The 24,360-nt window shown below is 69.3% G+C and carries 23 protein-coding genes; 15 read left to right on the forward strand and 8 right to left on the reverse strand.

Annotated features, from left to right (window positions below; translation table 11 throughout):
- The first annotated feature begins 85 nt into the window (after positions 1 to 85).
- The 6 genes from G5T42_RS01690 to G5T42_RS01715 all read left to right on the forward strand — a co-directional run bounded on the left by G5T42_RS01690 (position 86) and on the right by G5T42_RS01715 (position 5,993).
- Entirely contained in the window at positions 86 to 526 is a 441-nt protein-coding gene (locus G5T42_RS01690; RefSeq protein ID WP_165124555.1) for a PTS sugar transporter subunit IIA, read from the forward strand.
- Positions 523 to 1,674 (forward strand): mannitol-1-phosphate 5-dehydrogenase, encoded by a 1,152-nt coding sequence (locus G5T42_RS01695; RefSeq protein WP_165124558.1) that lies wholly within the window; start codon positions 523 to 525, stop codon positions 1,672 to 1,674. The genes G5T42_RS01690 and G5T42_RS01695 overlap by 4 nt, the downstream gene beginning before the upstream one ends.
- Positions 1,675 to 1,768: 94 nt before the next feature.
- On the forward strand, positions 1,769 to 2,566 hold the full coding sequence (locus tag G5T42_RS01700) for an alpha/beta hydrolase (RefSeq protein WP_206535693.1): 798 nt from the start codon (positions 1,769 to 1,771) through the stop codon (positions 2,564 to 2,566).
- A 120-nt stretch (positions 2,567 to 2,686) separates the two neighbouring features.
- Positions 2,687 to 4,072 (forward strand): NAD(P)-binding domain-containing protein, encoded by a 1,386-nt coding sequence (locus G5T42_RS01705; RefSeq protein WP_165124561.1) that lies wholly within the window; start codon positions 2,687 to 2,689, stop codon positions 4,070 to 4,072.
- A complete protein-coding gene (locus G5T42_RS01710; RefSeq protein ID WP_165124564.1) occupies positions 4,069 to 5,037 on the forward strand; it encodes a bile acid:sodium symporter family protein in 969 nt (322 codons plus the stop codon). The genes G5T42_RS01705 and G5T42_RS01710 overlap by 4 nt, the downstream gene beginning before the upstream one ends.
- Positions 5,037 to 5,993 carry an SDR family oxidoreductase gene (locus tag G5T42_RS01715; protein WP_165124567.1) on the forward strand — a complete coding sequence of 319 codons (957 nt, stop codon included), beginning with the start codon at positions 5,037 to 5,039 and terminating at the stop codon, positions 5,991 to 5,993. Before G5T42_RS01710 ends, G5T42_RS01715 begins: the two co-directional genes overlap by 1 nt.
- A gap of 202 nt (positions 5,994 to 6,195) precedes the next feature.
- On the opposite strand, the gene G5T42_RS01720 is transcribed toward G5T42_RS01715, so the two are convergent.
- From G5T42_RS01720 to G5T42_RS01755, 8 genes are all read right to left on the reverse strand, one after another.
- Complete coding sequence (locus tag G5T42_RS01720; RefSeq protein ID WP_165124570.1) at positions 6,196 to 7,311, reverse strand: adenosine deaminase; 1,116 nt, start codon at positions 7,309 to 7,311, stop codon at positions 6,196 to 6,198.
- Positions 7,312 to 7,370: 59 nt separating this feature from the next.
- Positions 7,371 to 8,657, reverse strand: coding sequence for a thymidine phosphorylase (locus G5T42_RS01725; RefSeq protein WP_165124573.1), 1,287 nt, complete (start codon positions 8,655 to 8,657; stop codon positions 7,371 to 7,373).
- Positions 8,657 to 9,058 (reverse strand): cytidine deaminase, encoded by a 402-nt coding sequence (locus tag G5T42_RS01730; protein ID WP_165124576.1) that lies wholly within the window; start codon positions 9,056 to 9,058, stop codon positions 8,657 to 8,659. The genes G5T42_RS01725 and G5T42_RS01730 overlap by 1 nt, the downstream gene beginning before the upstream one ends.
- A 9-nt stretch (positions 9,059 to 9,067) precedes the next feature.
- Positions 9,068 to 10,330 (reverse strand): ABC transporter permease, encoded by a 1,263-nt coding sequence (locus G5T42_RS01735; protein WP_165130036.1) that lies wholly within the window; start codon positions 10,328 to 10,330, stop codon positions 9,068 to 9,070.
- Positions 10,331 to 10,359: 29 nt separating this feature from the next.
- On the reverse strand, positions 10,360 to 11,664 hold the full coding sequence (locus G5T42_RS01740; RefSeq protein WP_165124579.1) for an ABC transporter permease: 1,305 nt from the start codon (positions 11,662 to 11,664) through the stop codon (positions 10,360 to 10,362).
- On the reverse strand, positions 11,661 to 13,181 hold the full coding sequence (locus tag G5T42_RS01745) for an ABC transporter ATP-binding protein (protein WP_165124583.1): 1,521 nt from the start codon (positions 13,179 to 13,181) through the stop codon (positions 11,661 to 11,663). Before G5T42_RS01745 ends, G5T42_RS01740 begins: the two co-directional genes overlap by 4 nt.
- 138 nt (positions 13,182 to 13,319) lie before the next feature.
- Complete coding sequence (locus G5T42_RS01750; RefSeq protein ID WP_165124586.1) at positions 13,320 to 14,423, reverse strand: BMP family ABC transporter substrate-binding protein; 1,104 nt, start codon at positions 14,421 to 14,423, stop codon at positions 13,320 to 13,322.
- Between the two features lie 163 nt (positions 14,424 to 14,586).
- Positions 14,587 to 15,702 carry a mannose-1-phosphate guanylyltransferase gene (locus tag G5T42_RS01755; RefSeq protein ID WP_165124589.1) on the reverse strand — a complete coding sequence of 372 codons (1,116 nt, stop codon included), beginning with the start codon at positions 15,700 to 15,702 and terminating at the stop codon, positions 14,587 to 14,589.
- A gap of 268 nt (positions 15,703 to 15,970) precedes the next feature.
- On the opposite strand from G5T42_RS01755, the gene sdhC reads away from it, so the two are divergent.
- The 9 genes from sdhC (at position 15,971) to G5T42_RS01800 (ending at position 24,346) form a co-directional block, all read left to right on the forward strand.
- On the forward strand, positions 15,971 to 16,405 hold the full coding sequence (gene sdhC / locus G5T42_RS01760; protein ID WP_165124592.1) for a succinate dehydrogenase, cytochrome b556 subunit: 435 nt from the start codon (positions 15,971 to 15,973) through the stop codon (positions 16,403 to 16,405).
- Positions 16,405 to 16,860 (forward strand): succinate dehydrogenase hydrophobic membrane anchor subunit, encoded by a 456-nt coding sequence (locus G5T42_RS01765; protein WP_165124595.1) that lies wholly within the window; start codon positions 16,405 to 16,407, stop codon positions 16,858 to 16,860. Before sdhC ends, G5T42_RS01765 begins: the two co-directional genes overlap by 1 nt.
- 40 nt (positions 16,861 to 16,900) lie before the next feature.
- Entirely contained in the window at positions 16,901 to 18,727 is a 1,827-nt protein-coding gene (gene sdhA / locus G5T42_RS01770) for a succinate dehydrogenase flavoprotein subunit (protein ID WP_165124598.1), read from the forward strand.
- A gap of 2 nt (positions 18,728 to 18,729) precedes the next feature.
- Positions 18,730 to 19,530: a succinate dehydrogenase iron-sulfur subunit gene (locus tag G5T42_RS01775; protein ID WP_241245921.1), complete on the forward strand. Its 801-nt coding sequence runs from the start codon at positions 18,730 to 18,732 to the stop codon at positions 19,528 to 19,530.
- 108 nt (positions 19,531 to 19,638) lie between these two features.
- Complete coding sequence (locus G5T42_RS01780) at positions 19,639 to 20,913, forward strand: YihY/virulence factor BrkB family protein (protein WP_165124601.1); 1,275 nt, start codon at positions 19,639 to 19,641, stop codon at positions 20,911 to 20,913.
- Between the two features lie 10 nt (positions 20,914 to 20,923).
- Positions 20,924 to 21,775 (forward strand): exodeoxyribonuclease III, encoded by an 852-nt coding sequence (locus G5T42_RS01785; RefSeq protein ID WP_165124604.1) that lies wholly within the window; start codon positions 20,924 to 20,926, stop codon positions 21,773 to 21,775.
- A 53-nt stretch (positions 21,776 to 21,828) separates the two neighbouring features.
- On the forward strand, positions 21,829 to 22,833 hold the full coding sequence (trpS, locus tag G5T42_RS01790) for a tryptophan--tRNA ligase (protein ID WP_165124607.1): 1,005 nt from the start codon (positions 21,829 to 21,831) through the stop codon (positions 22,831 to 22,833).
- On the forward strand, positions 22,833 to 23,396 hold the full coding sequence (locus G5T42_RS01795) for a GNAT family N-acetyltransferase (RefSeq protein ID WP_165124610.1): 564 nt from the start codon (positions 22,833 to 22,835) through the stop codon (positions 23,394 to 23,396). Before trpS ends, G5T42_RS01795 begins: the two co-directional genes overlap by 1 nt.
- A gap of 77 nt (positions 23,397 to 23,473) precedes the next feature.
- The gene (locus G5T42_RS01800; RefSeq protein ID WP_165124613.1) at positions 23,474 to 24,346 is read left to right on the forward strand and encodes an Fpg/Nei family DNA glycosylase; all 873 of its coding nucleotides are present in this window, start codon (positions 23,474 to 23,476) and stop codon (positions 24,344 to 24,346) included.
- The last annotated feature ends 14 nt before the right edge of the window (positions 24,347 to 24,360 follow it).

The raw sequence follows: 24,360 nt of genomic DNA on the forward strand, positions 1-24,360 counted from the left end.
GGCGCTCCTGGTCAACCGCTGGACAGACGTCGGCGGTCGATAGTGGACTGGGCAGCAGTCATCCGTTTCGAGAAAGGCGTGAACCATGGCACGTGACGTCCTCAGCATCGGCCAGGTGCGGATCCACTCCGGAGGAGCGTCCCGAGAGGACGCGATGAAGGAGGCCGCCGACATCCTCGAGGCCGCGGGTGCCGTCACCAGCGCCTACTTCGACGCGATGCAGCAGCGGGAGCAGACCGTCTCGACCTATATGGGCAACGAGCTCGCGATCCCGCACGGCACGAACGAGACGAAGCAGACGATCCTCGCGTCGGGGCTCTCGGTCGTCCGCTACGACGGCGGCGTCGACTGGGACGGAGAGCCCGTGACGTTCGTCATCGGCATCGCCGGCAAGGGCGACGAGCACCTCGAGATCCTCTCGCAGATCGCGCTCCTGTTCTCGGACGAGGACGAGGTCGAGCGCCTCAAGCAGGCGCAGACGCCCGAGGAGCTCTACCGGCTGCTCGGCACCGTCAACGAGTCATGAAGGCCGTCCACTTCGGCGCCGGGAACATCGGGCGCGGCTTCGTCGGCCTGCTCCTGCACGAGGGCGGGTACGACCTCGTCTTCTCGGATGTCGCGGCCCCGCTCGTCGATGCGATCAACGCCGTCGACGAGTACACGGTCCACGAGGTCGGCGAGGGCGGGCGCGACACCGTCGTCACCGGCTTCCGTGCGATCAACAGCGCGACGCACCCCGACGAGGTGATCGACGAGGTCGCGACCGCCAATGTCGTGACGACCGCGGTCGGGCCGACGATCCTCAAGTTCGTCGCTCCGCACATCCTCTCCGCCCTCGCGCTGCGCGACCCGTCGTCGCCGCCCCTGCAGGTCATGGCCTGCGAGAATGCGATCAACGCGACCGACCTGCTGCGCGACGAGATCCGCGCGCAGGCTGGCGACGCGTGGGAGGCGATCCAGGGGCGGGCCGTCTTCGCCAACACCGCGGTCGACCGGATCGTCCCGGCCCAGCCCGAAGGCGGAGGCGTCGACGTGACGGTCGAGCCGTTCTTCGAGTGGGCGATCGAGCGCCTGCCCTTCGGTGACGATCCGCCCGACATCCCGGGTGCCCACTTCGTGGACGATCTGGGGCCGTACATCGAGCGCAAGCTCTTCACCGTCAACACGGGGCATGCGACGACCGCGTACTTCGGCGCCCAGTCCGGCGTCGAGACGATCGCGCAGGCCCTCTCCGACGATGCGATCGCCGCGCGGGTCGCCGCGACTCTGGAAGAGACCTCGGCCCTGCTCGCCGCCAAGCACGGTCTCGACCCGGCCGATCTCGCGCAGTACCGCGAGACGATCCTCCGTCGCTTCCGCAACGACGCCCTCCCCGACACGGTGTGGCGGGTCGGCAGGCAGCCGCTGCGCAAGCTGTCGCGCAACGAGCGGTTCATCGGACCGGCGGCCGAGGCCGCCGAGCGAGGACTGTCGACCGACGCGCTCGTCGCCGCGATGGGCGCTGCCCTCGCCTTCGAAGACGCCGAGGACGAGCAGTCGGTGCAGCTGCAGGCGCAGCTGCGGGAACAGGATGCCGCGTCCTTCACCGCCGCCGTCACCGGTCTCGAGCGGGAGCATCCGCTGTTCCCGAAGGTCGAAGAAGTCGTCGCGGCGCGGCAATCCCAGCTCGTCTGAGAGCGCTTGGCCCGCTCGGCGACCGGCACCGTCCGGTCGCCGAGCGGGCCGTCGCTGATCCGGGCCGTACCTGACCGCCGGTACGCTCGTGGCTGTGACCGACCCTGACGCCTCGCCCGCGCCGACCGAAGACCAGCCGCCCAGCGCCCGCCGACGCCGCGGTCTCCGGGTCATCTGGTGGGTGCTCGCCGGCATCGGCGTGCTCATCCTCGCCGCCGTCGTGGGGATCGTCATCTGGAGCCAGGTCGGTGTCATGCAGGCCGAGCCGGAGCCACTCGCGGCTGTGAAGGCCGACGACCGCATCGTGATCAGCGACGAGCCGGACGGCATCATCATGACGCCGGCCGAGGGCCGGTCGCACGTCGGGCTCGTCTTCATCCCCGGCGCCAAGGTCGACCCGTGGGCCTACGCCTCGAAGCTGTCGGGCCTCGTGGCCGACAAGGGCGTCACCGTGGTCATCACGAAGCCGTGGCTCAACCTCGCCTTCTTCGATCTGAGGCCCCTCGGCTCGTTCACGACGCTCGCGCCCGCCGTGCGCGAGTGGATGGTCGGCGGGCATTCGCTCGGCGGCGTCCGCTCGTGCCAGCTCGCCACGCAGGCCGAGGCGCTCGTGCTCTTCGGCTCGTACTGCGCCCAGGACCTCTCGGAATGGCAGCAGCCGGTGCTCAGCATCTCGGGGAGCGAGGACGGACTCTCCACGCCCGAGAAGATCGCCGAGGCTCAGCGCCTCCTCCCCCGCGACGCCGAGATGGTCGAGGTCGACGGGGCGAGCCACTCGTCGTTCGGCGACTACGGACCCCAGCCCGGCGACGGCACGCCCACGATCTCCGACGAGGAGATGACGGCGGAGATCACGCGCCTCGTCGGCCGCGTGGCATCCTCTCTGAACTGACCCCCGCGTGCACCGCCGGCCACTTCCCACACCCGTGGGCGGACGGATCCTCCCCTCCGCCCTCAGCGGCTAACATCGTGAGGTTGCTCCGCGGGACGCGGGCACGACGGAGTGTGGAACATGCAGGAGCACCGGTACGCCATCATCGGGGCGGGCCCATCTGGTCTCGCCGCGGCGCGCGCGCTGCAGAAGGCCGGCATCGCCTTCGACGGGTACGAGGCATCCCGCGGTGTCGGCGGCCTGTGGGACATCGAGAATCCGCGCTCGACGATGTACGAGTCGGCACACCTCATCTCCTCGCGCACGACGACGCAGTTCGCCGAGTTCCCGATGACCGATGCGGCCGACTACCCGAGCCACCGCTCGCTCATCCAGTACTTCCGCGATTACGCCGACCACTTCGGGCTCACCGAGCACTTCCGCTTCGACACGAAGGTCACGAGCCTCGACCGGTCGCCGGACGGTGGATGGATGCTGACCGCCGAAGACACTGACGGAGAGTTCGCCCGGCAGTACGCCGGCGTCGTCCTCGCGAACGGCACGCTCGCCGAGCCGAACGTGCCGTCCTTCCCCGGGGAGTTCTCGGGTGAGCTCCTGCACACGAGCGGGTACAAGCGCGCGACGCAGCTCACCGGCAAGCGGGTGCTCATCGTCGGCGCCGGGAACTCGGGCTGCGACATCGCCGTGGACGCCGTGCACCACGCGGCATCCGTGGACATGAGCGTGCGCCGCGGCTACTACTTCGTTCCTCGGTACCTCTTCGGCCGCCCCTCGGACACCCTGAATCAGGGCAAGCCGCTGCCCGCGCGCATCAAGCAGTTCGTCGACACGCGGGTGCTGCGCGCCTTCACGGGCGATCCGGTGCGCTTCGGGTTCCCCAAACCCGACTACCGCATCTACGAGTCGCACCCGATCGTCAACACCCTGATCCTCAATCACCTCGGCCAGGGCGATCTCCGCATCCGTCCCGACATCGCACGCTTCGACGGCTCGACGGTGCACTTCCGCGACGGCTCGAGCGCGGAGTACGACACGGTCCTGCTCGCGACGGGGTACACGCTCGACTATCCGTTCGTCGAGAAGGAAGAGCTCAACTGGACCGGCTGGTCGCCGCGCCTGTTCCTCAACATCTTCCCGCCGGCGTTCAACGGGCTCTACGTCATGGGCATGATCGAGGCATCCGGAATCGGCTGGCAGGGGCGCTACGAGCAGGCCGAGCTCATCGCCGAGTACCTCTCAGCGCTCGAGCACCACCCGTCGCGTGCGGCCGCGTTCCGGCGCGACGTCGCCACCGGCGCATGGCCCGACCTGTCTGGCGGCTACCGCTATCTCGGTCTCGAGCGGATGTCGTACTACGTCAACAAGGACGCCTACCGGCGGGCGGTCCGCGCCGCCATCGCCGAGCTGCGGCGAGATCCGGATGCCCCGAAGCTGCGTCCCGTCGATCCGGGCAAGGGCATCCATCCCCCGCGCCCCGACGCCCGCAGCACGAAGGCCGGCACATGAACATCGACGACGTCGTCCTCAACTTCAACCCCGCGACGCTTGTCATCCTCAACGTCGTGCTGGCGCTCATCATGTTCGGCATCGCGCTGGACACCTCGCCGCAGGACTTCAAGGTCGTCGCGCGCAAGCCGAAGCCCTTCGTCATCGCGATCCTCGCGCAGCTCCTCGTGCTCCCCGCGGTGACGTTCTGCCTCACGCTCATCCTCCCCGTGACGCCGTCGATGGCGCTCGGCATGCTGCTCGTCGCCTGCTGCCCGCCGGGGAACATCTCGCAGGTGCTCACGCACCGCTCGGGCGGGAACGTCGCGCTGTCGGTCTCGATGACCGCCGTCTCGAATCTCATCTACATCTTCGTTCTGCCGCTCAGCGTGGCGTTCTGGGGGTCCCTCCACCCGACGGCGCGCGACCTGCTCGAGACCGTGCAGCTCAACCCCTGGCAGATGCTCGTCGACGTCTTCCTCATCATCGGCGTCCCGTTCCTGCTCGGTCTCGGCATCCGAGCGCGCTTCCCCGCGTTCGCCGGCAGGGTGCAGCCCTTCGTGAAGTGGTTCTCGCTCCTCGCGCTCCTCGGCTTCATCGTCGCCGCTCTCGCGGGCAACTGGTCGTACTTCATCGCGTTCCTCGGCGTCATCCTCGTCGTCGTGGCGATCCACGACGCCGTCGCTCTCGCGATCGGCTACTCGACGGCCGTGGTGGGCGGCCTCGGCACGCGCGAGCGCAAGGCGATGACGTTCGAGGTCGGCATCCGCAACGCGGGCCTCGGCCTCGGCCTCGTCTTCACGTTCTTCGGCGGGCTCGGCGGCATGGCCATCGTCGCCGGGTGGTGGGGCATCTGGGACATCATCGCTGGCCTTGCCGTCGCGGCGCTGTGGGCGCGGCACACGCGCCGCCGCACTGGATCGGCGAGAGGGGATGCCTCGCGCCACGCGACCGCCTCGTCCGACACCGCGCCCGAGGCCGCCTGATGGGCGCGCGCGTGCTCGTCACGGGCGGTGCGGGCTTCCTCGGCACGCACGTCGCTGCGGCACTCGTCGGGCACCCCGGCGTCGACAAGGTCGTCGCGGGCGACGTGCGCCGGCCGGAGCATCCGCTCCAGCGCGTCACCTACGACGAGTGCGACGTGACGATCGCGGGCGGCCTCGTGCCCCTCATGGAGCGTCACCGCATCGACGTCGTGGTGCATCTCGCCGCGATCGTGAACCCCGGGCGCGACCACGACCTCGAGTACCGCGTCGACGTCGACGGCTCGCGCAACGTGCTCGAGGCCTGCATCGAGGCGGGAGTGCGGCGCGTCGTCGTGTCATCGTCGGGGGCGGCCTACGGGTATCACCCCGACAACCCCGAATGGCTGCGCGAGACCGACCCGGTCCGCGGCAACGACGAGTTCCCGTACTCCAAGCACAAGCGCCTCGTCGAGCAGATGCTGGCGGGATACCGGCTCACCCACCCCGAACTCGAGCAGGTCGTCTTCCGCATCGGGACGATCCTCGGCCCGACCGTCCGCAACCAGATCACGGCGCTGTGGGACGGCCGCCGCATCCTGGCCATTCGAGGGTCGGAGTCGCCGTTCGTCTTCATCTGGGTCGACGATGTCGCCGCCGCAATGACCCGCGCCGCGACCGACGGGCCGCCGGGCATCTACAACGTCGCCGGCGACGGCCGCGTGACGATCCATGAGCTTGCGGAACGCCTCGGCAAGCCGCTGCTCACGGTGCCGGCGGGCGTCCTGGCCTTCGGGCTGCGGATCGGACGGATGCTGCGCCTCACCGTGCACGGTCCCGAACAGGTCGGCTTCCTCCGCTACCGCCCCGTGCTGTCCAACGAAGCGCTCACACGCGACTTCGGGTTCACCCCGGCCAAGACGAGCGCCGAGGCGTTCGAGGCCTATCTCGCCACGCATCCGGGCGTCGCCCGGCGCTGACCTCCCCGGTCGCCGCGGGCGAGCCCGCCGCGGACGAGTCCGCCATGCGCTCGCTCCCCCGCGGCAATGTGCGACTGTGGAGCAGGCTCACCCGCGAGTCGCCGCGGGCGAGCCCGTCGCGCGCTCGCTCCCCCGCGGCAAACTGCGGGTGTTGACCCCGATGACCCGCGATTTGCCGCGGGCGAAGGCCGACTTCGGCGGGTCAGAGGTCGAAGCCGTCGTTGATGATCTCGATGAGCTCTTCGCGCTCCTCGAGGGGGAGGAACGAGCCGGCGGCGGCGTTGACCTGGAAGATCTCGAGGTCGTCGAGGTCGTACTCGAAGGTCTCGGCGAGGAGCGCGAGCTCGCGGGTGAGCGATGTGCGGCTCATCGTGCGGTTGTCGACGTTGACCGTCACGGCGAACCCGAGCTGGTACAGCAGATCGAACGGGTGGTCCTCGATCGTCGTGCCCCACCGCTCGATCGCGCCGGTCTGCAGGTTCGACGAGGGTGAGAGCTCGAGCGGGATCTCGCGGTCGCGCACCCAGCGAGCGAGGTCGCCGAAGGTCACGAGCACCTCTTCGCCGGCGCGCGAGACGACCTCGAGGTCCTCCGCGATCCGCACCCCGTGCCCGAGGCGCAGCGCGCGTCCGTCGAGCAGCGCCGAGCGAATGGAGTCGAGCCCCGCCGCCTCGCCGGCGTGCACCGTCACGGGGAAGAACTCCGACGCGAGGTAGTCGAAGGCGGCCTTGTGGTTCGAGGGCGGGAAGCCGTCCTCCGGCCCGGCGATGTCGAAGCCGACGGCTCCGCGACCGCGGAAGTCGACCGCGAGCCGGGCGATCTCGAGCGAACGGTCGGTGTGCCGCATGGCGGTGATGAGCTGTCCGACACGGATGTCGCGGCCCGCGCGGTCGGCGGCATCCTCACCCTCTTCGATGCCCTCCTGGACCGCCTCGACGACCTCCTCGAGCGACAGCCCGCCCTGCAGGTGCTGCTCGGGCGCCCAGCGCACCTCGCCGTAGACGACGCCGTCGGCGGCGAGGTCCTCGACGAATTCGCGCGCGACCCGCCGGAGCCCGTCGGCCGTCTGCATGACGGCGATGGTCAGGTCGAACGTCTTCAGGTACTCGACGAGGGAGCCCGAGTCGCTCTTCTCGGCGAACCAGTCGGCGAGTTCGTCGGCGTCCGTCGCGGGGACATCGACGCCCGCCGCGTCGGCGAGCTCGACGATCGTCGCGGGACGCACGCCCCCGTCGAGGTGGTCGTGCAGCGAGACCTTGGGGAGGCTGCGGATCGAGACGCCCTGAAGGACGGTGTCGCCATGCTGGTCGATGGGCATTCGCTGCTCCTCGTCGGTCTTTCTTGGGGAATGGATGCCGCGCCTCGGCGCAGCCGGGGTCAGGCGGTGATGCGCTCGAGAACCAGCGGGGCGGCGGCCGGGGCCTCGGCGCCGATCTGCCACGCGCCGTCCAGTGCGGCGAGGGCGCGGTCGAACCGGCTGGCATCGTGCCCGAGCAGGGTGAACAGCGGCTGGCCGGCGGTGATCCGATCGCCGGGCTTGACGTGGAGGTCGATGCCGGCCGCGTGGACGACGGGGTCTTCGGCCCGGGCGCGGCCCGCGCCGAGGCGCCACGCCGCGACACCGAAGGGCAGCGCTTCGAGCCGCGTCACGTAGCCGTCGGCGTCGGCCGTGACGGTGTGGGTCTCGCGGGGCGCGGGGAGCTCGGCATCCGGGTCGCCGTCCTGCGCGCGGATCATGTCGCGCCAGACGTCCATGGCACGCCCGTCTTTCAGGGCCGCCTCGACGTCGGCGTCCGGCTGCCCGGCGAGAGCGAGCATCTCGCGCGCGAGCGCGACCGTCAGCTCGACGATGTCGGCGGGACCCCCGCCCGCGAGCACCTCGACCGACTCGCGAACCTCGTTGGCGTTGCCGATGGCGAGGCCGAGCGGGGTGTTCATATCGGTGAGGAGCGCCGTCGTCGAGACTCCCGAGTCGGTGCCGAGCTCGACCATGGTGCGCGCGAGCTCGCGCGCCCGCTCCACGTCCTTCATGAAGGCGCCGGAGCCGAACTTGACGTCGAGCACGAGCGAGTCGGTGCCCTCCGCGATCTTCTTCGACATGATGCTCGAGGCGATGAGCGGGATCGCCTCGACCGTCCCGGTGACATCCCGCAGGGCGTAGAGCTTCTTATCGGCCGGCGCGAGCCCCGAGCCCGCGGCGCAGATGACAGCGCCGACGTCGCGGAGCTGGTCGAAGAGCTCGTCGTTGGTGAGGGCGGCGGTCCAGCCGGGGATCGACTCGAGCTTGTCGAGCGTCCCGCCCGTGTGACCGAGCCCCCGGCCGGAGAGCTGCGGCACGGCGACGCCGAACGCCGCGACCAGAGGCGCGAGCGGCAGGGTGATCTTGTCGCCCACGCCACCGGTGGAGTGCTTGTCGACGGTCGGCTTTCCGAGGCCCGCGAAGCTCAGCCGCTCGCCGGATGCGATCATGGCGTCGGTCATGACCCGGATCTCGGCCCGCGTCATCCCGTTGAGGAGCACCGCCATCGCGAACGCCGACATCTGGGCGTCGGCGACGTAGCCCCGTGTGTAGGCGTCGACCATCCAGCGCAGCGCGTCCTCGGGGACCTCTCCCCCATCACGCTTGGCGCGGATCACATCGACGGCGTCGAATGCCTCGACCATCAGCGTGCGGCCTCTTCGAGGTCGCGCGGGCCGAAGGCATCCGGCAGCACCTCGTCGATCGTGCGGATGCCCGAGACCGTCTCGAGCAGCATGCCCGGGAGGGCGTGCTCGTAGAGCAGCTGCCGGCAGCGGCCGCAGGGCATGATCGTCTGGCCGTCGTTGTTCACGCAGACGAAGGCCACCAGCTGCCCTCCACCCGACATGTGCAGCTCGGAGACGAGTCCGCACTCGGCGCACAGCGTCACGCCGTAGGAGGCGTTCTCGACGTTGCAGCCCTGCACGATGCGTCCGTCGGACACGAGAGCGGCAGCACCCACGCGATAGCGGGAGTACGGCGCATACGCGCGCTGCATCGCCTCGGTTGCGGCTGCTCTGAGCTCGTCCCAGTCGATGTCGGTCACGAGATCACATCACCCCTTGATGTATGGCTTGCCGTCGGCCGCGGGAGCGCGGGACTTTCCGACGACCCCCGCCACGACGAAGATCGTGACGAGGTACGGAAGCATGAGCATGAACTCGCTGGGCACCGGGGAGCCGATGACGCTCAGCGTGTTCTGCAGGTTCGAGGCGAAGCCGAACAGCAGCGCTGCGAGGGTCGCCTTGATCGGGTCCCACTGGCCGAAGATGACTGCGGCGAGCGCGATGAAGCCGGCGCCGGCCGTCATGTCCTTGTTGAACGCGATGCCGTTGCCGATCGTGAAGACCGTGCCGCCGAGCCCCACGATGGCTCCGGCGAGGAGCACGTTCCAGAACCGCGTGGAGTTCACCTTGATGCCGACCGTGTCGGCGGCCTGCGGGTGCTCGCCGACCGCGCGGAGGCGCAGACCCCAGCGCGTGTGGAACATCCCGACGTACACCAGCGCGACGGCGACGTACATGATGTAGACGATGATGGTCTGCCGGAAGAGCAGCGGCCCGATGACCGGGATCTCGCTGAGCAGCGGAATCGGGATGCGGTCGAACCGCACGGGCGTGTTGAGCACGGCGGCGTTCGGCTGCAGCACCTGCGAGAACAGGAACCCGGTGAGGCCCAGCACGAGGACGTTGAGGACGACACCGACGATGACCTGGTCCACGAGGTACTTGATCGCGAAGGCCGCCAGCACGGCCGCGACCAGCACACCCGCGACCATCGCCGCGAGGAGACCCAGGAAGGGCTGCTTCGTGAGCGATGAGATCACGGCGGCCGTGAAGGCACCCGCGAGGAGCTGCCCCTCGATCGCGATGTTCACCACACCCGCGCGCTCGCCGATGACTCCGCCGAGCGCGCCGTAGATGAGCGGCACCGCGAGGGCGAGCGAACCCGCCAGCAGGCCCGGCACGGGGATCGTCGCTCCCGAGGCCGCCCACGTGAGGAATCCCACGACGAACACCACGATGTAGACGATCACGACCCAGAGGGGCGACCGGCCGCCCGCGCGCACGAAGTACGCGGAGGCCAGCGTCAGGAGCGCGAGGAGGACGAAGCAGACCCACACCGTCGGTCCGACCGGCACCTGCAGGTCGGGGAGCTGGATGAGATCGGCCTGCGTCGAGAGGCGGAACGTCGTGGTGCCCCCGCGGGGCGCGAACAGCATCAGCAGTGCGTAGAGCACCGTGAAGACGGTCAGGGCGATCGGCGTCTTCCAGCTGCGCACGACCGTCTTCTCGACGGCGAGCGGCGTCTCGGGCATGAGTCCGGCGGTGGGGAGGTGCGGCGCGGTCACTTGGCGACCCCCTCGATCTGTGCGCCCTGCGCGACCTCGGCCTTGAGCGCCTTCTTCCGAGCCCTCTCGGCGCGACGCCGGTCACGCTCCGGCGAGGGCAGGAAGAAGATGGTCCGCACCAGCGGCGGCGCGGCGATGAACAGGACGATGAGCGACTGCACGACCGTGACGATCTCGATCGGGATCTGCTGGCCCGCCTGCATCGCGAACCCGCCGGCCTTGAACGCGCCGAAGAGGATGCCGGCGGCGAAGGTTCCCCACGGCGTCGAGCGCCCGAGGAGTGCGACCGTGATCGCGTCGAAGCCGATCCCGGCATCGATGCCGGCGGTGAACCCTGTGGTGATCGTCCCCAGAACCTGGTTGACGCCCGCGAGGCCGACGAGCGCGCCCGAGATGAGCATGCCGTAGACGTACATGTTGCGGACGTTGATGCCGGCCACCCGCGCCGCGCTCGGGTTCTCGCCCACGGCCCGGAACTGGAAGCCGAGGCTCGACTTGTTGAGGATCCACCACACCAGCACGGTCGCGCCGATCACGAGGATGAAGCCGAAGTGCAGATTGTACTGCGGCCCGAGCAGATCGAAGAAGACGGCCGTGTCCTTCATGGCCGGCGTCTTGGGGTTGCTGGACCCGGGCGCCTGCAGAAGGCCCGGGGTGCGCAGCATCCACGAGATCAGGTAGAAGGCGACGTAGTTGAGCATGATCGTGACGATCACCTCGTGCGCGCCCGTGCGTGCCTTGAGGAAGCCCGCGATGCCGGCCCACAGCGCACCCGCGATGAGCCCGGCGATGAGAGCGACGATCATGTGGATGCCCCACGGCAGGTCGAGCGAGAACGCCACCCACCCGGCGGCCGCCGACGCCATGAGCATCTGGCCGCGTCCACCGATGTTGAACATGCCGATGCGGAACGCCAGCGCCACGCCGAGACCCGCCGCGATGAGCGGGGTCGCGAACGTCAGGGTTTCGGTGAGGGGTCGGATGGCGCGAGCGAAGGTCGGTGCGCCGAAGTTGTAGATCGACCCCTGGAAGAGGGCGATGTACGCACCCGAGACCGACTGCCAGATGGCGACGAACGTGTCGCCGGGGCGGGCGAAGAAGTAGACGGATGCCGCCTGCACGTCCTCGTCGGTCGCGGCGATCATGATGCCGCCGACGATGAGGGCGAGCACGACGGCGAGCACCGAGATGATCGCGTTGCCCTGCGTGATCCGCAGGAACGTGTCGTGCCACTTCGATGGCTGCGGCGCCTCGGGCTGAGGCTGGCGAGGCGCCTGCGCCGGCGCTGTCGAGGTGGTCACGCGGCGGCCCCTTCCGACTCGGGCGCGACGCCGGCCATCATGAGGCCGAGGACGTCGCGCGGGGTGTTGCCGGGCACGATCCCGACGATCTTGCCGCGGTACATCACCATGATGCGGTCGGCGAGGGCCGTGACCTCGTCGAGCTCGGTGGAGACGACGACGACGGGGATGCCGGCATCCCGCGTCTCCACGATGCGCTTGTGGATGAACTCGATCGAGCCGACATCCACACCGCGCGTGGGCTGGGCGGCGACGAGGAGCGACAGGTCGCGGCTCAGCTCCCGCGCGAGGACGACCTTCTGCTGGTTGCCGCCGGAGAGCGACCCGACGGGGGTGTCGATCCCAGGGGCGCGGACGTCGAACTCGGTGAACTTCTCCTTCGCGAACTCCTCGAGCGCGCGCTTCTGGACGTTCCCGCCCTTGACGAAGGGTGCGCCGTTCGCGCGGTCGAGCATGAGGTTCTCGGCGATCGTGAAGGCACCCACGAGGCCGTCCTCGTTGCGGTCCTCGGGTACGAAGCCGACGCCCTGATCGAGGATGTGTCGCACGGTCCGGCCGACGAGCTCCTCGCCGTTGAGCCGCACCGAACCGCGCACCTGGGGCTGGAGGCCCACGAGCGCCTCGGTCAGCTCGGTCTGTCCGTTGCCCTGCACGCCGGCGACGGCGAGCACCTCTCCCCCGCGCACCTCGAAGCTCACGTCGTTCACGACGAGCTGACCGATCGTGTCGATGACGCTGAGGCCCTCGACGACGAGCTCGGGCTCGCCGAGGTTCGGCGCGTCCTTCTGGACCGTCAGCTGCACGGACCGGCCGACCATCATCGACGCGAGCTCGGCGTTGGACGCCGTCGGCGACGCCTCGCCGACGACCTTGCCGAGCCGGATCACGGTGATGCGGTCGGCGACCTCGCGCACCTCGCGCAGCTTGTGCGTGATGAAGACGATGGATGCCCCGGCCTCTCTGAGCTGGCGCATGATGCCCATGAGCTCGTCGGTCTCCTGCGGCGTCAGCACGGCGGTCGGCTCGTCGAACACGAGCACCTTCGCGTCGCGCGAGAGCGCCTTGATGATCTCGACGCGCTGCTGCACGCCCACCGGCAGGTCTTCGACGATCGCGTCCGGGTCGACGTCGAACCCGAACCGCGCCGAGATCTCGCGCACGCGTTCCCGCGCCGCCTCGAGGTCGAGGAGACCCGCGGCGCGCGTCGACTCGTGCCCCAGCATGACGTTCTCGGCGACCGTGAAGACGGGGACGAGCATGAAGTGCTGGTGCACCATCCCGATGCCGGCGCGCATCGCGTCGCCGGGACCTCGGAAGGCCTGGACGTGGTCGTCGAGCAGGATGACGCCGTCGTCAGCCTGGTACAACCCGTACAGCACGTTCATGAGCGTGGACTTGCCTGCGCCGTTCTCGCCGAGGAGACAGTGGATCTCCCCCGGCTCGACCACGAGGTCGATGTGGTCGTTCGCGACGAGACTGCCGAATCTCTTCGTGATTCCGCGGAGCTCGAGCTTCATGGTGCCGATCCTAGTGAGCGGGGTGCATGGGAGGTGAGGGTATCCGCAACGCGCGCCGCGGAGACGGGGCCGCGCGCGGCGGCCCCGGAGACGACTGTGGGGAGGCCGGCATGCCGGCCTCCCCACAGGGAGAGTGGATCAGCCCGCGAGGTACGAGTTGACCTTGATCGAGCCGTCGATGATGCCGGCCTTGATCGTGTCGAGCTGCTTCTGCAGGTCGGGCGAGACCTTGCTCTCGAAGTCGTGGAACGGGGCCAGGCCCACGCCCTCGTTCTCGAGCGTGCCGACGAACTTCTCGCTGTTGAAGTTGCCCTGGCCCGCCTCGGTGACGGCCTCTTCGACACCCACGTCGATCAGCTTGCGGATCGAGGTGAGGAGCAGGTCCGCGACGCTCGGGTCGGTCTCGAACACGTCGGCGTCCACGCCGAGGAGGGCGATGTCACGCCCCGACGAGCGGATGACCGACGCGGCGCTCTGGTAGATCGGGCCGCCGACGGGGAGCAGCACGTCGACGCCCTGGTCGACGATGCCCTGGGCAGCGTTGATCGCGTCCTGGTTCGCCTCGAAGCCACCCGTGAAGACCCCGTCGGTGCCGTCCCAGCCGATGACCTGGACGCTGTCGCCGTTCTCCTGGTTCCAGTAGTCGACGCCCTGCTTGAAGCCGTCCATGAAGATGGTGACGGTCGGGAAGTTCATGCCGCCGAAGGTGCCGACCTTCTTGGCCTGGGAGTACGACGCCGCCGCGTAGCCGCCGAGGAATGCCGCCTGAGCCGTGTCGAAGACGATCGGCTTGATGTTCGAGGCATCCGTCTTGCCGTCGAAGTCGGTGTCGACGATGTCGTCGATCGACACGAAGTCGATGTCGGGGTTCGCCTGGGCCGCCTCGGACGCGGCCGACGCGAGCGCGAAGCCGACCGTGATAATCATGGTGCAGTTCTGGTCGACGAGGCTCGTGATGTTCGGCGCGTAGTCCGACTCGGAGCTCGACTCGACGGCGATGGGCTCGACACCGAGCTCCTCGGCCGCCTTCTGGAGGCCCTCGTAGCCGAGCTGGTTGAAGGACTTGTCGTCGAAGCCGCCGGCGTCGGAGACCATGCACGGCTTGAAGCCGTCGACGGCGCCGCCGCTGGCCTCGCCCGTGGACTCGGACTCTTCGGGTGCGGACGCGCAGCCAGCAAGGGCGACGAAGAGGCTCGCGGCGACCAGGCCGCCGAGCACTCGCTTTCGGGTAGAAGTGGTCAACTCTGCCTCCACGGAAGAAGACCCGCGGACCTCGCGGGTGCATCAGAAGAAGTTACCCAGTGTGACCGGGCAGTTGCATGCTCAGCACCCCTGTGCGAGCGAATGGTTACAAAGACGCAACACGCGCGGAACCGGATGCCGCATTCCGCGCGACTGCGGCTCATCAGAGCACTTCGCTGCGCCCGTTCACCTTGAGCGCGTCGACCACGCCCTTGACCCGCTGCGCGTGCTCGCTGGTCGTCACGAGGAGCGCGTCGGGGGTGTCGACGACGACGATGTCCTTGACGCCGATGAGGCTGATGACGCGATTGGTCTGGCTCACCACGATCCCGCTCGACGCATCGGCGAGGATGCGCGCGTTCTGCCCGAGGATCGCCAGGTCGTTGCCGCGGCCGTGGCTGTTGAGCTTGGCGAGGCTCGCGAAGTCGCCGATGTCGTCCCAGTCGAAGTGCCCGGGGATGACGGCCAGCTTGCCGCGTGCGGCGGCGGGCTCGGCGACGGCGTAGTCGATCGCGATCTTCTTGAGGCTCGGCCACACGCGGTCGACGACCGGTCCGCGGGCGTCGCGGTCGTCCCACGCCTCGGCGAGCTCCATGAGGCCCGAGTGGAGCTCGGGCTCGCTCTGCGCGAGCTCGGCGAGCAGGACGTCGGCGCGCGTGATGAACATGCCCGCGTTCCAGAGGTAGGAGCGGTCGGCGAAGTAGGCCTTCGCGGTCTCGAGGTCGGGCTTCTCGACGAAGCGCTCGACGAGCGCCGCCTCAGGCGCCCCGTCGATGACGAGCTCGCCCGCCTTCTTGATGTAGCCGAAGCCGACGGAGGGCTCGACCGGAGGGATGCCGATCGTGCAGATGTAGCCTTCGCGCGCCGTCGCCACCGCTTGGCGCACGGCCCAGTCGAAGACCTGCGTGCCGCGGATGACGTGGTCGGCCGCGAACGATCCGATGATGACGTCGGGCTCGCGCCGCGACAGGATCGCCGCAGCGAGGCCGATGGCGGCGGAGGAGTCGCGGGGCTCGGACTCGAGGAAGACGTTCTTGTCGGGCACTCCTGGGAGCTCCCGCTCGACGGCGGCCCGGTGGGCTCGGCCCGTCACGACGGCGATCCGATCGGCGCCGGCGAGGGGCTCCAGCCGGTCCCACGTGTCCCGCAGCAGCGTCTGTCCCGACCCCGTCAGGTCGTGCAGGAACTTCGGCGCGTCGGCGCGCGAGAGCGGCCACAGCCTGCTGCCGATGCCTCCGGCGGGGATGACGGCGTAGAAGTCCTCGATGGGGTCGACCATGCGGTCAAGGCTACCCAGGGGCGTTGCGCGGGGATGTCGGGCAGTTGTCCGGGGCGTGAAGACGGATGCTGCGGCATCCGCACCCCGCGGTCGGGAACGTCGCGCACGCCCCGCATTATCTCGACGTCGAGATAGTAAGGCAGGCCTAATCCCCCCTGTTCACAGGACGGGAATAGGATGTGGGGGCGCCCGCGTGACGCAGGGGAGCCATCCCCGAGGGGCAGAGATCCGCCCCCGCACACAGTGTTCGAGTCAGGGAGGACGGCCCGTGTCAGCACCAGCACGCGTCACACCGTCGGTCGCCGAGACCACATCGAGAGTGCCGCGCGGCACCCTCTACCGCGGACGCGAGGGGATGTGGTCGTGGGTCCTCCACCGCATCACCGGCGTCGCCATCTTCTTCTTCCTCCTCGTGCACGTGCTCGACACGGCGCTGATCCGGGTCTCGCCCGAGGCGTACGACGCCGTCATCGGCACGTACAAGAACCCGATCATGGGCCTCGGAGAAGTCGTTCTCGTCGCGGCGATCGCGTACCACGCCTTCAACGGCCTGCGCATCATCGCGGTCGACCTGTGGCCGTGGGCCACGCGCATGCAGCGTCAGCTGTGGTGGGGCGTGCTCGGCATCTGGGCCGTCACGATGCTCGGCTTCGCGCCGCGCCACCTCATGAACGTCTTCGCCTCGACGGGAGGGGGCCACTGATGACCGCCGCCATCGCAGACCCGCGCTCCCCCGTCGTCCGCACGCGGCGCAGGGGTCCGAACCTCGAGAAGTGGGGCTGGATCTACATGCGCGCCTCCGGCGTGCTGCTGGTCGTGCTGATCTTCGGCCACCTGTTCGTGAACCTCATGGTGGGCGAGGGCATCCATCAGATCGACTTCGCCTTCGTGGCGGGCAAGTACGCCACGCCGTTCTGGCAGTGGTGGGACGTGCTGATGCTGTGGCTCGCGCTGATCCACGGCGCCAACGGCATGCGCACCATCGTCAACGACTACGTGACCCACAACGGCGTCCGCCGCGTGCTCGTCTGGGCGCTGTGGCTCGCCGCCGCCTTCCTCATCCTCCTCGGCACCCTCGTGGTGTTCACCTTCGACCCCTGCATCGGCGTCACCGCGGACAGCTCCCTCTGGGAGATGTGCCAGAGCGTCGCGGGCTGACGGTCGCCGCGAGTACGACAGAGACGAGAGCATCCTTTCCGTGAGCACCCAGACCACCGACGGCGTCGTCAAGAACGGCGTCCACTACCACCAGTTCGACATCGTCATCGTGGGCGCCGGCGGAGCCGGGATGCGTGCCGCGATCGAAGCCGGCCCCGGCGCGAAGACCGCGGTCATCACGAAGCTCTACCCCACCCGCTCGCACACCGGTGCGGCGCAGGGCGGCATGGCGGCGGCCCTCGCGAACGTCGAAGAGGACTCGTGGGAGTGGCACACGTTCGACACGGTCAAGGGCGGCGACTACCTCGTCGACCAGGACGCCGCCGAGATCCTCGCGAAAGAGGCGATCGACGCGGTCATCGACCTCGAGAACATGGGCCTGCCCTTCAACCGCACGCCCGAGGGCAAGATCGACCAGCGCCGCTTCGGCGGTCACACCGCCGATCACGGCAAGACGCCCGTCCGCCGCGCGTGCTACGCCGCCGACCGCACGGGTCACATGATCCTCCAGACGCTGTTCCAGAACTGCGTCAAGCTGGGCATCAACTTCTTCAACGAGTTCTACGTCCTCGACCTGATCACGGTGAAGGATGCCGCGGGCAAGACCGAGGTCGCCGGCGTCGTGGCCTACGAGCTGGCCACGGGCGACCTCCACGTCTTCCACTCCAAGGCCGTCATCTTCGCGACGGGCGGTTTCGGCAAGATATTCAAGACGACCTCCAACGCGCACACGCTCACGGGCGACGGCGTGGGAGTGGTGTGGCGCAAGGGCCTGCCGCTCGAGGACATGGAGTTCTTCCAGTTCCACCCGACCGGCCTCGCCGGACTCGGCATCCTGCTCACCGAGGGCGCCCGCGGTGAGGGCGCGATCCTGCGCAACGTCTCGGGCGAGCGCTTCATGGAGCGCTATGCGCCGACGATCAAAGACCTCGCGCCGCGCGACATCGTCAGCCGCTGCATGGTGCAGGAGGTCGCCGAGGGACGCGGCGCCGGCCCGCACCGCGACTACGTGCTGCTGGACTGCACGCACCTCGGCGCCGAGGTGCTCGAGACGAAGCTCCCCGACATCACGGAGTTCGCCCGCACCTACCTCGGTGTCGACCCGGTCGTCGAGCCGGTGCCGGTCATGCCGACGGCGCACTACGCGATGGGCGGCATCCCCACCAACACGAACGCCGAGGTGCTGGCCGACAACACGACCGTCGTGCCCGGCCTCTATGCGGCCGGCGAGTGCGCGTGCGTCTCGGTGCACGGCTCGAACCGCCTGGGCACGAACTCGCTCCTGGACATCAACGTCTTCGGCAAGCGCGCCGGCCGGAATGCCGTCGAGTACGTCCAGACGGCCGACTTCGTCGAGCTGCCCGACGACCCCGCGAAGGACGTCCGCGACATGCTCGAGGGGCTGCGCAACAACCCCGGCACCGAGCGCATCGCCGTCCTCCGCAAGACGCTTCAGGACGAGATGGACCGCAAGGCGCAGGTCTTCCGCACCGACCAGTCGCTCTCGGAGGTCATGGACGTCATCGCCGACCTCCGCGACCGCTACCGCAACGTGCACGTCGACGACAAGGGCAAGCGCTACAACACCGATCTGCTGGAGGCTGTGGAACTGGGCTTCCTGCTGGACCTCGCCGAGGTCGTGGTCGTGACCGCCCGCAACCGCAAAGAGAGCCGTGGCGGCCATATGCGCGACGACTACCCGCAGCGCGACGACGAGAACTACATGAAGCACACGATGGCCTACCTCTCGGGCGACGCCCACTCGTCGCACCCCGAGGACCACATCCGGCTCGACTGGAAGCCCGTCGTCTTCACGAAGAACGAGGCCGGCGAGTTGCGCTACCCGCCGTTGGAGAGGAAGTACTGACGATGGCGACGTCCGCGACCGACATCATCGAGCGCACCGACGCCGACGCTCCGGCGGAGGCGCAGTCCGCTGCCGACGACACCGGCATCCAGTCCTTCATCATCACCTTCATCATCCGGCGCTTCGATCCCGAGGTCGACGAAGAGCCGCGCTGGGTCGACTACGACGTCGAGCTCTACTCGACGGACCGCGTTCTCGACGCACTGCACAAGATCAAGTGGGAGGTCGACGGCTCGCTGTCGTTCCGCCGCTCGTGCGCGCACGGAATCTGCGGATCGGACGCGATGCGCATCAACGGCCGCAACCGGCTCGCGTGCAAGACGCTCATCAAGGACCTCGACATCTCGCAGCCGATCTACGTCGAGGCGATCAAGGGCCTGCCGCTCGAGAAGGACCTCATCGTCGACATGGAGCCGTTCTTCGCGTCGTACCGCGAAGTGCAGCCGTTCCTCATCGCGAACTCGAAGCCCGAGCCGGGCAAGGAGCGCATCCAGTCGATCGTCGACCGCGAGGTCTTCGACGACACCACGAAGTGCATCCTGTGCGCCGCGTGCACGTCGTCGTGCCCCGTGTTCTGGACCGACGGCCAGTACTTCGGGCCCGCCGCGATCGTCAATGCACACCGCTTCATCTTCGACTCGCGCGACGACGCCGCCGCCGTCCGCCTCGACATCCTCAACGACAAGGAGGGCGTGTGGCGCTGCCGCACGACCTTCAACTGCACCGAGGCGTGCCCGCGCGGCATCGAGGTCACCAAGGCGATCGCCGACGTCAAGCAGGCGGTCCTGCGCGGCAAGCGCTGACAGGCGATCCGACGACGGATGCCGCGCTCCCGCGGCCGCTTCGCGGGTGCGACCCGTCGCGGGTGAGGCGCGGTGCCGAGGCATCCGTCCCTCGCTAGTCTGTCCAGCGTGACCGCCTCGCCCCCGAGCTCCGCCGCGTCTCGCGACGCGCCGGGCAAGCGCGATGCGGCCGCGAAGGCCAAGGAGGAGGAGCAGGCCCTCCGCGAGCGCTGGGACCAGACCCAGACGAACCTGCGGCAGCGGTTCGACCGCCCGATCTCGCGCGCCACGGAGCTGACCCAGGCCACCCTCGCCTGGTTCCCGGTGAGGGTGTGGCGGCACTTCCTGCAGACGAACGGCTTCCTCCTCGGGGCGGGCGTGAGCTACCAGGCGCTCTTCGCGGTGTTCGCGGCGATCTACGTCGCCTTCGCCGGCATCGGGCTGTGGCTCGGCGGCAGCGAGCAGGCGGTTCAGGCGCTGATCAACGTCATCAACAGCTACATCCCGAACCTCATCAGCGACGAGGGCGGCATCGTCACGCCCGCGCAGGTGCAAGCCGTCGCGACCGAGAGCACCGGGGTGCTCGGGATCACCGGCGTCATCGCCCTCGGCGCCCTCATCTGGACCGCGATCGGCTTCGTCACGTACTCACGGCGGGCCGTGCGCGACATCTTCGAGCTCCCGTACGACCACCGCTCCTACGTCCTCCTCAAGGCGCGCGACCTGCTCGCCGCGTTCATCTTCGGGATCGCCCTCGTCGTCGGCGCGGGCCTCAGCACGATGAGCACGTGGGCGATCACCCTCATCTTCGGATGGCTCGGACTCGACGCGTCGTCGGGGATCGCCTCGTCGCTGCGCATCGGCTCGCTCGTCGTGTCGTTCATCATCATCTCGTCGGCGCTGGCGGCGCTGTTCCGCTTCCTCACGGGGGCGACGCTGCAGTGGCGACGCATCTGGCCCGGCTCGCTCCTCGGCGGCGCCGCCGTCACGGTCGTGCTCCTCGGCGCCGGCCTGCTGGTCAGCTACACGCCGTCCAATCCCCTGCTCGCGACGTTCGCGATCTTCGTCGGACTGCTTCTGTGGTTCAAGATCGTCGGCATCATCATGCTCGTCGCGGCCGCGTGGATCGCGACATCAGCCGGCGACCGCAATGTCCCGCTCCTCGAGCCCTCCGAGGCCGACAAGCTCGCCGCCGAGCATCGGGCGCTCGTCGTCGCGGCGCACGTGCGCCTGCGCACGGCCCAGGAGTCCCGCGCGCACGCGCCGTGGTACGGCATCTGGGCGGCGGACCGGGCCCTGCGGCAGGCCGAGCAGGAGCTCGCCGAGGTCGAGGCATCCGCTCCCCCGCCGCCGAGCGCGAACGGGCAGCGCCCCCGCCCGAAGAACGTCGGGAGCCGCAAGTAGGCTTGCCGTCGTGCCACGCCGCGTCCGCATCGCCTCCGTCAACGTCAACGGCATCCGCGCCGCCGCCCGCAAGGGGATGATCCCCTGGCTCGAGCAGGCGGACGTCGACATCCTCGCCCTGCAGGAGGTGCGTGCCACGGTCGACGACCTCGCCGCGTCGCTCCCCGGCTGGCAGCTCGTCAACGACGAGGCACTGGCGAAGGGTCGCGCCGGGGTCGCGATCGCCTCTCGCACCGACTCGGTCGATGTCCGCCGGGTGCTGAGCGACGACGAGACGCTCGACTCCGCGGGCCGGTGGATCGAGGCCGACTTCGACGTCGACGGCGAGCTGCTGACCGTCGTGAGCGCGTACGTGCCGACGGGCGAGGCCGAGACGCCTCGGCAGGACGCGAAGTGGGCCTTCCTCGACGCGATGGAGAGACGGATGCCGCTGCTCGCCGCCGAGCGGCCGCTCAGCCTCATCATGGGCGACCTCAACGTCGGCCACCGCGAATTCGACATCCGCAACTGGAAGGGCAACGTCAAGAAGGCCGGCTTCCTCCCCCGCGAGCGCGCCTACTTCGACCGGTTCCTCGGGCCCCTCGGGTCGGAGGTCACGGGCGTCGACGGATCGGTCGGCCCGGGGCTCGGGTGGGTCGACATCGGACGGACGTTCGCCGGCGAGGTCGACGGCCCGTACACATGGTGGTCCAGCCGCGGCAAGGCGTTCGACAACGACACCGGCTGGCGCATCGACTACCACCTCGCCACCCCCGACCTCGCGGCCCGGGTGGGCGACTACCGCGTCGTCCGGGCGCCGTCGTGGGACACGCGGTGGAGCGATCACGCCCCGGTCGTCGCCGACTACGCTTTCGGCGCCTGACGCCCCCGAGCCCGCGGGACGGGGCATCCGTCCTTCGCGAATAGGATTGATCGGTGACGAAACCGCGCCTGTACTCCGGCATGCAGCCCTCCGCCGACTCGCTCCAGATCGGCAATTACATCGGGGCGCTCATGCAGTGGCGCGACCTCCAGGAGGCGTACGACGCGTTCTTCTCCGTCGTCGACCTGCACGCGCTCACGCAGCCGAACGACCCCGCCGAGCTGCGCGAGAAGACGCGCCGCACGGCGGCTCAGTACATCGCGGCGGGCATCGAGCCGTCGAAGTCCACGCTCTACGTGCAGTCGCACGTGCCCGCGCACCCAGAGCTCGCGTGGGTGCTGTCGACGATCACGGGCTTCGGCGAGGCCGGGCGCATGACGCAGTTCAAAGACAAGTCGCAGCGCTACGGCGCCGACGCGACGTCGGTCGGACTCTTCACCTACCCCGTGCTGATGGCGGCCGACATCCTGCTGTACCAGACCGACATCGTGCCCGTCGGCGACGACCAGAAGCAGCACGTCGAGCTCACGCGCGACCTGGCCGAGCGCTTCAACAGCCGCTACGGGCAGACGTTCACTGTGCCGATGCCCGTGATCCAGCAGGAGACCGCGCGCATCTACGACCTGCAGAACCCGACGTCCAAGATGTCGAAGTCCGCAGAGTCGGATGCCGGTGTGCTGTGGCTGCTCGACGACCCCGCGGTTTCGGCGAAGAAGGTCATGCGGGCCGTGACCGACAGCGAGGGGTCGGTGCGCTACGACCGCGAGAGCAAGCCGGGCGTCTCGAACCTGCTCGTGATCTACGCCGCACTCACGGGTCGGCAGATCCCGGCGATCGAGGACGAGTACGCCGGTCGTGGCTACGGCGACTTCAAGAAGGGCCTCGCCGAGGTCGTCGTGAACGAGTTCGGGCCCGTGCGCCAGCGGGCGCTCGAGCTGCTCGACGATCCAGCCGAGCTCGACCGCGTCCTCGCGGCGAATGCGGCGAAGGCCGAGGAGGTCGCGCGGGGCACCCTCAACGACGTGTACGACAAGGTCGGCCTGCTCCGGCGCGCGTGATGGAACCCGTCACTCTGCGCACCGAGCGCCTCGAGCTGTCTCTCCCCGTCGAGGCCGATGTCGACGCCGTCTTCGAGGCGTGCCAGGACCCCGCGATCCGGCGGTACACCACTGTGCCATCGCCGTACGAGCGTCGCCACGCCGAGGACTTCATCGGGCGCGTGGCGAAGAACTGGGCCGAAGACACCGAGCAGACGTGGGCGATCCGCGACGGCGACGCGCTCGCCGGCATGATCGGCCTCTACCGGCAGGGCGCGGGCGCGGCCGAGCTCGGCTACTGGATGGCCCCCGCGGCGCGGCAAAGGGGCTTCGGCACCGAGGCATCCCGAGCCGTCGTGGACTGGGCCTTCTCACCCGAAGGACTCGCCCTGCAGCGCATCGAGTGGCGCGCGGTGGTCGGCAACATCGGCTCGGCGCGCATCGCGCGCGCCCTCGGCTTCCGGTACGAGGGGACGCTCCGTCAGGCGCTGCGCAACGGCTCGGGCCAGCGCGACGACGGCTGGGTCGCGGGACTCCTCGCGACCGACGACCGCCTGCCGCAGGACTGGCCCGTCCTCGGCTGAGCCCCGTTCGCTTGTGGCGCGAGACCGGGCGGTTCCCGACGGGGCCGCGCGTCGGCGCGCCATGCCAGGATGGGCGCATGCCCGAGATGCCAGAGGTGCAAGGGCTCGTCGACTTCCTCCGAGGTCGTCTGACGGGCCTCGAGTTCACGCGCGTCACGGTCGCGAACATCGCGGCGCTCAAGACGTACGACCCACCGGTCCATGCCCTCCACGGAGCCGAGATCACCGGCGTCGAGCGCCACGGGAAGTTCCTCGACATCGCGACGAAGGGGACGGATGCCTCGCCCCACCTCGTCTTCCACCTGGCCAAGGCCGGCTGGCTCCGGTTCTACGAACAGCTGCCGACCACCCTCATCAGGCCGGGCAAGACCCCGATCGCACTCCGGGTCGCGCTGAGCGACGGCTCCGGCTTCGACCTGACCGAGGCCGGCACGAAGAAGTCCCTCGCGGTGTACGTCGTGCGCGACCCGTCCGACGTTCCGGGCGTCGCCCGCCTCGGCCCCGATCCGCTCGATCCGTCGTTCGATCGAGATACGTTTGCGGGGCTGCTCGCCGGGCGGCGGACCCAGATCAAGGGCGTCCTGCGCGACCAGATGATCATCGCGGGCGTCGGCAACGCCTACTCCGACGAGATCCTGCATGCGGCGAAGATGTCGCCGTACGCCCTGGCGTCGAGCCTCGACGACGCCGACATCGACCGGCTCTTCACCGCGATGACCGCGACCCTCACCGAGGCGGTGGCCGAGGCATCCGGGAAGCCGCCCGCGGAGCTCAAGGACGCCAAGCGGCGCGGGATGCAGGTGCACGGCCGTCGCGGTGAGGCGTGCCCGGTGTGCGGAGACACGGTGCGCAGCGTCTTCTTCGCCGACAACTCGCTGGAGTACTGCCCGACGTGTCAGACGGGCGGCAAGATCCTCGCCGACCGGCGGCTGTCGCGGCTGCTCAAGTAGGGCGCGACTCCGGG

It is taken from the genome of Microbacterium sp. 4R-513, assembly GCF_011046485.1.
GTDB lineage: Bacteria > Actinomycetota > Actinomycetes > Actinomycetales > Microbacteriaceae > Microbacterium.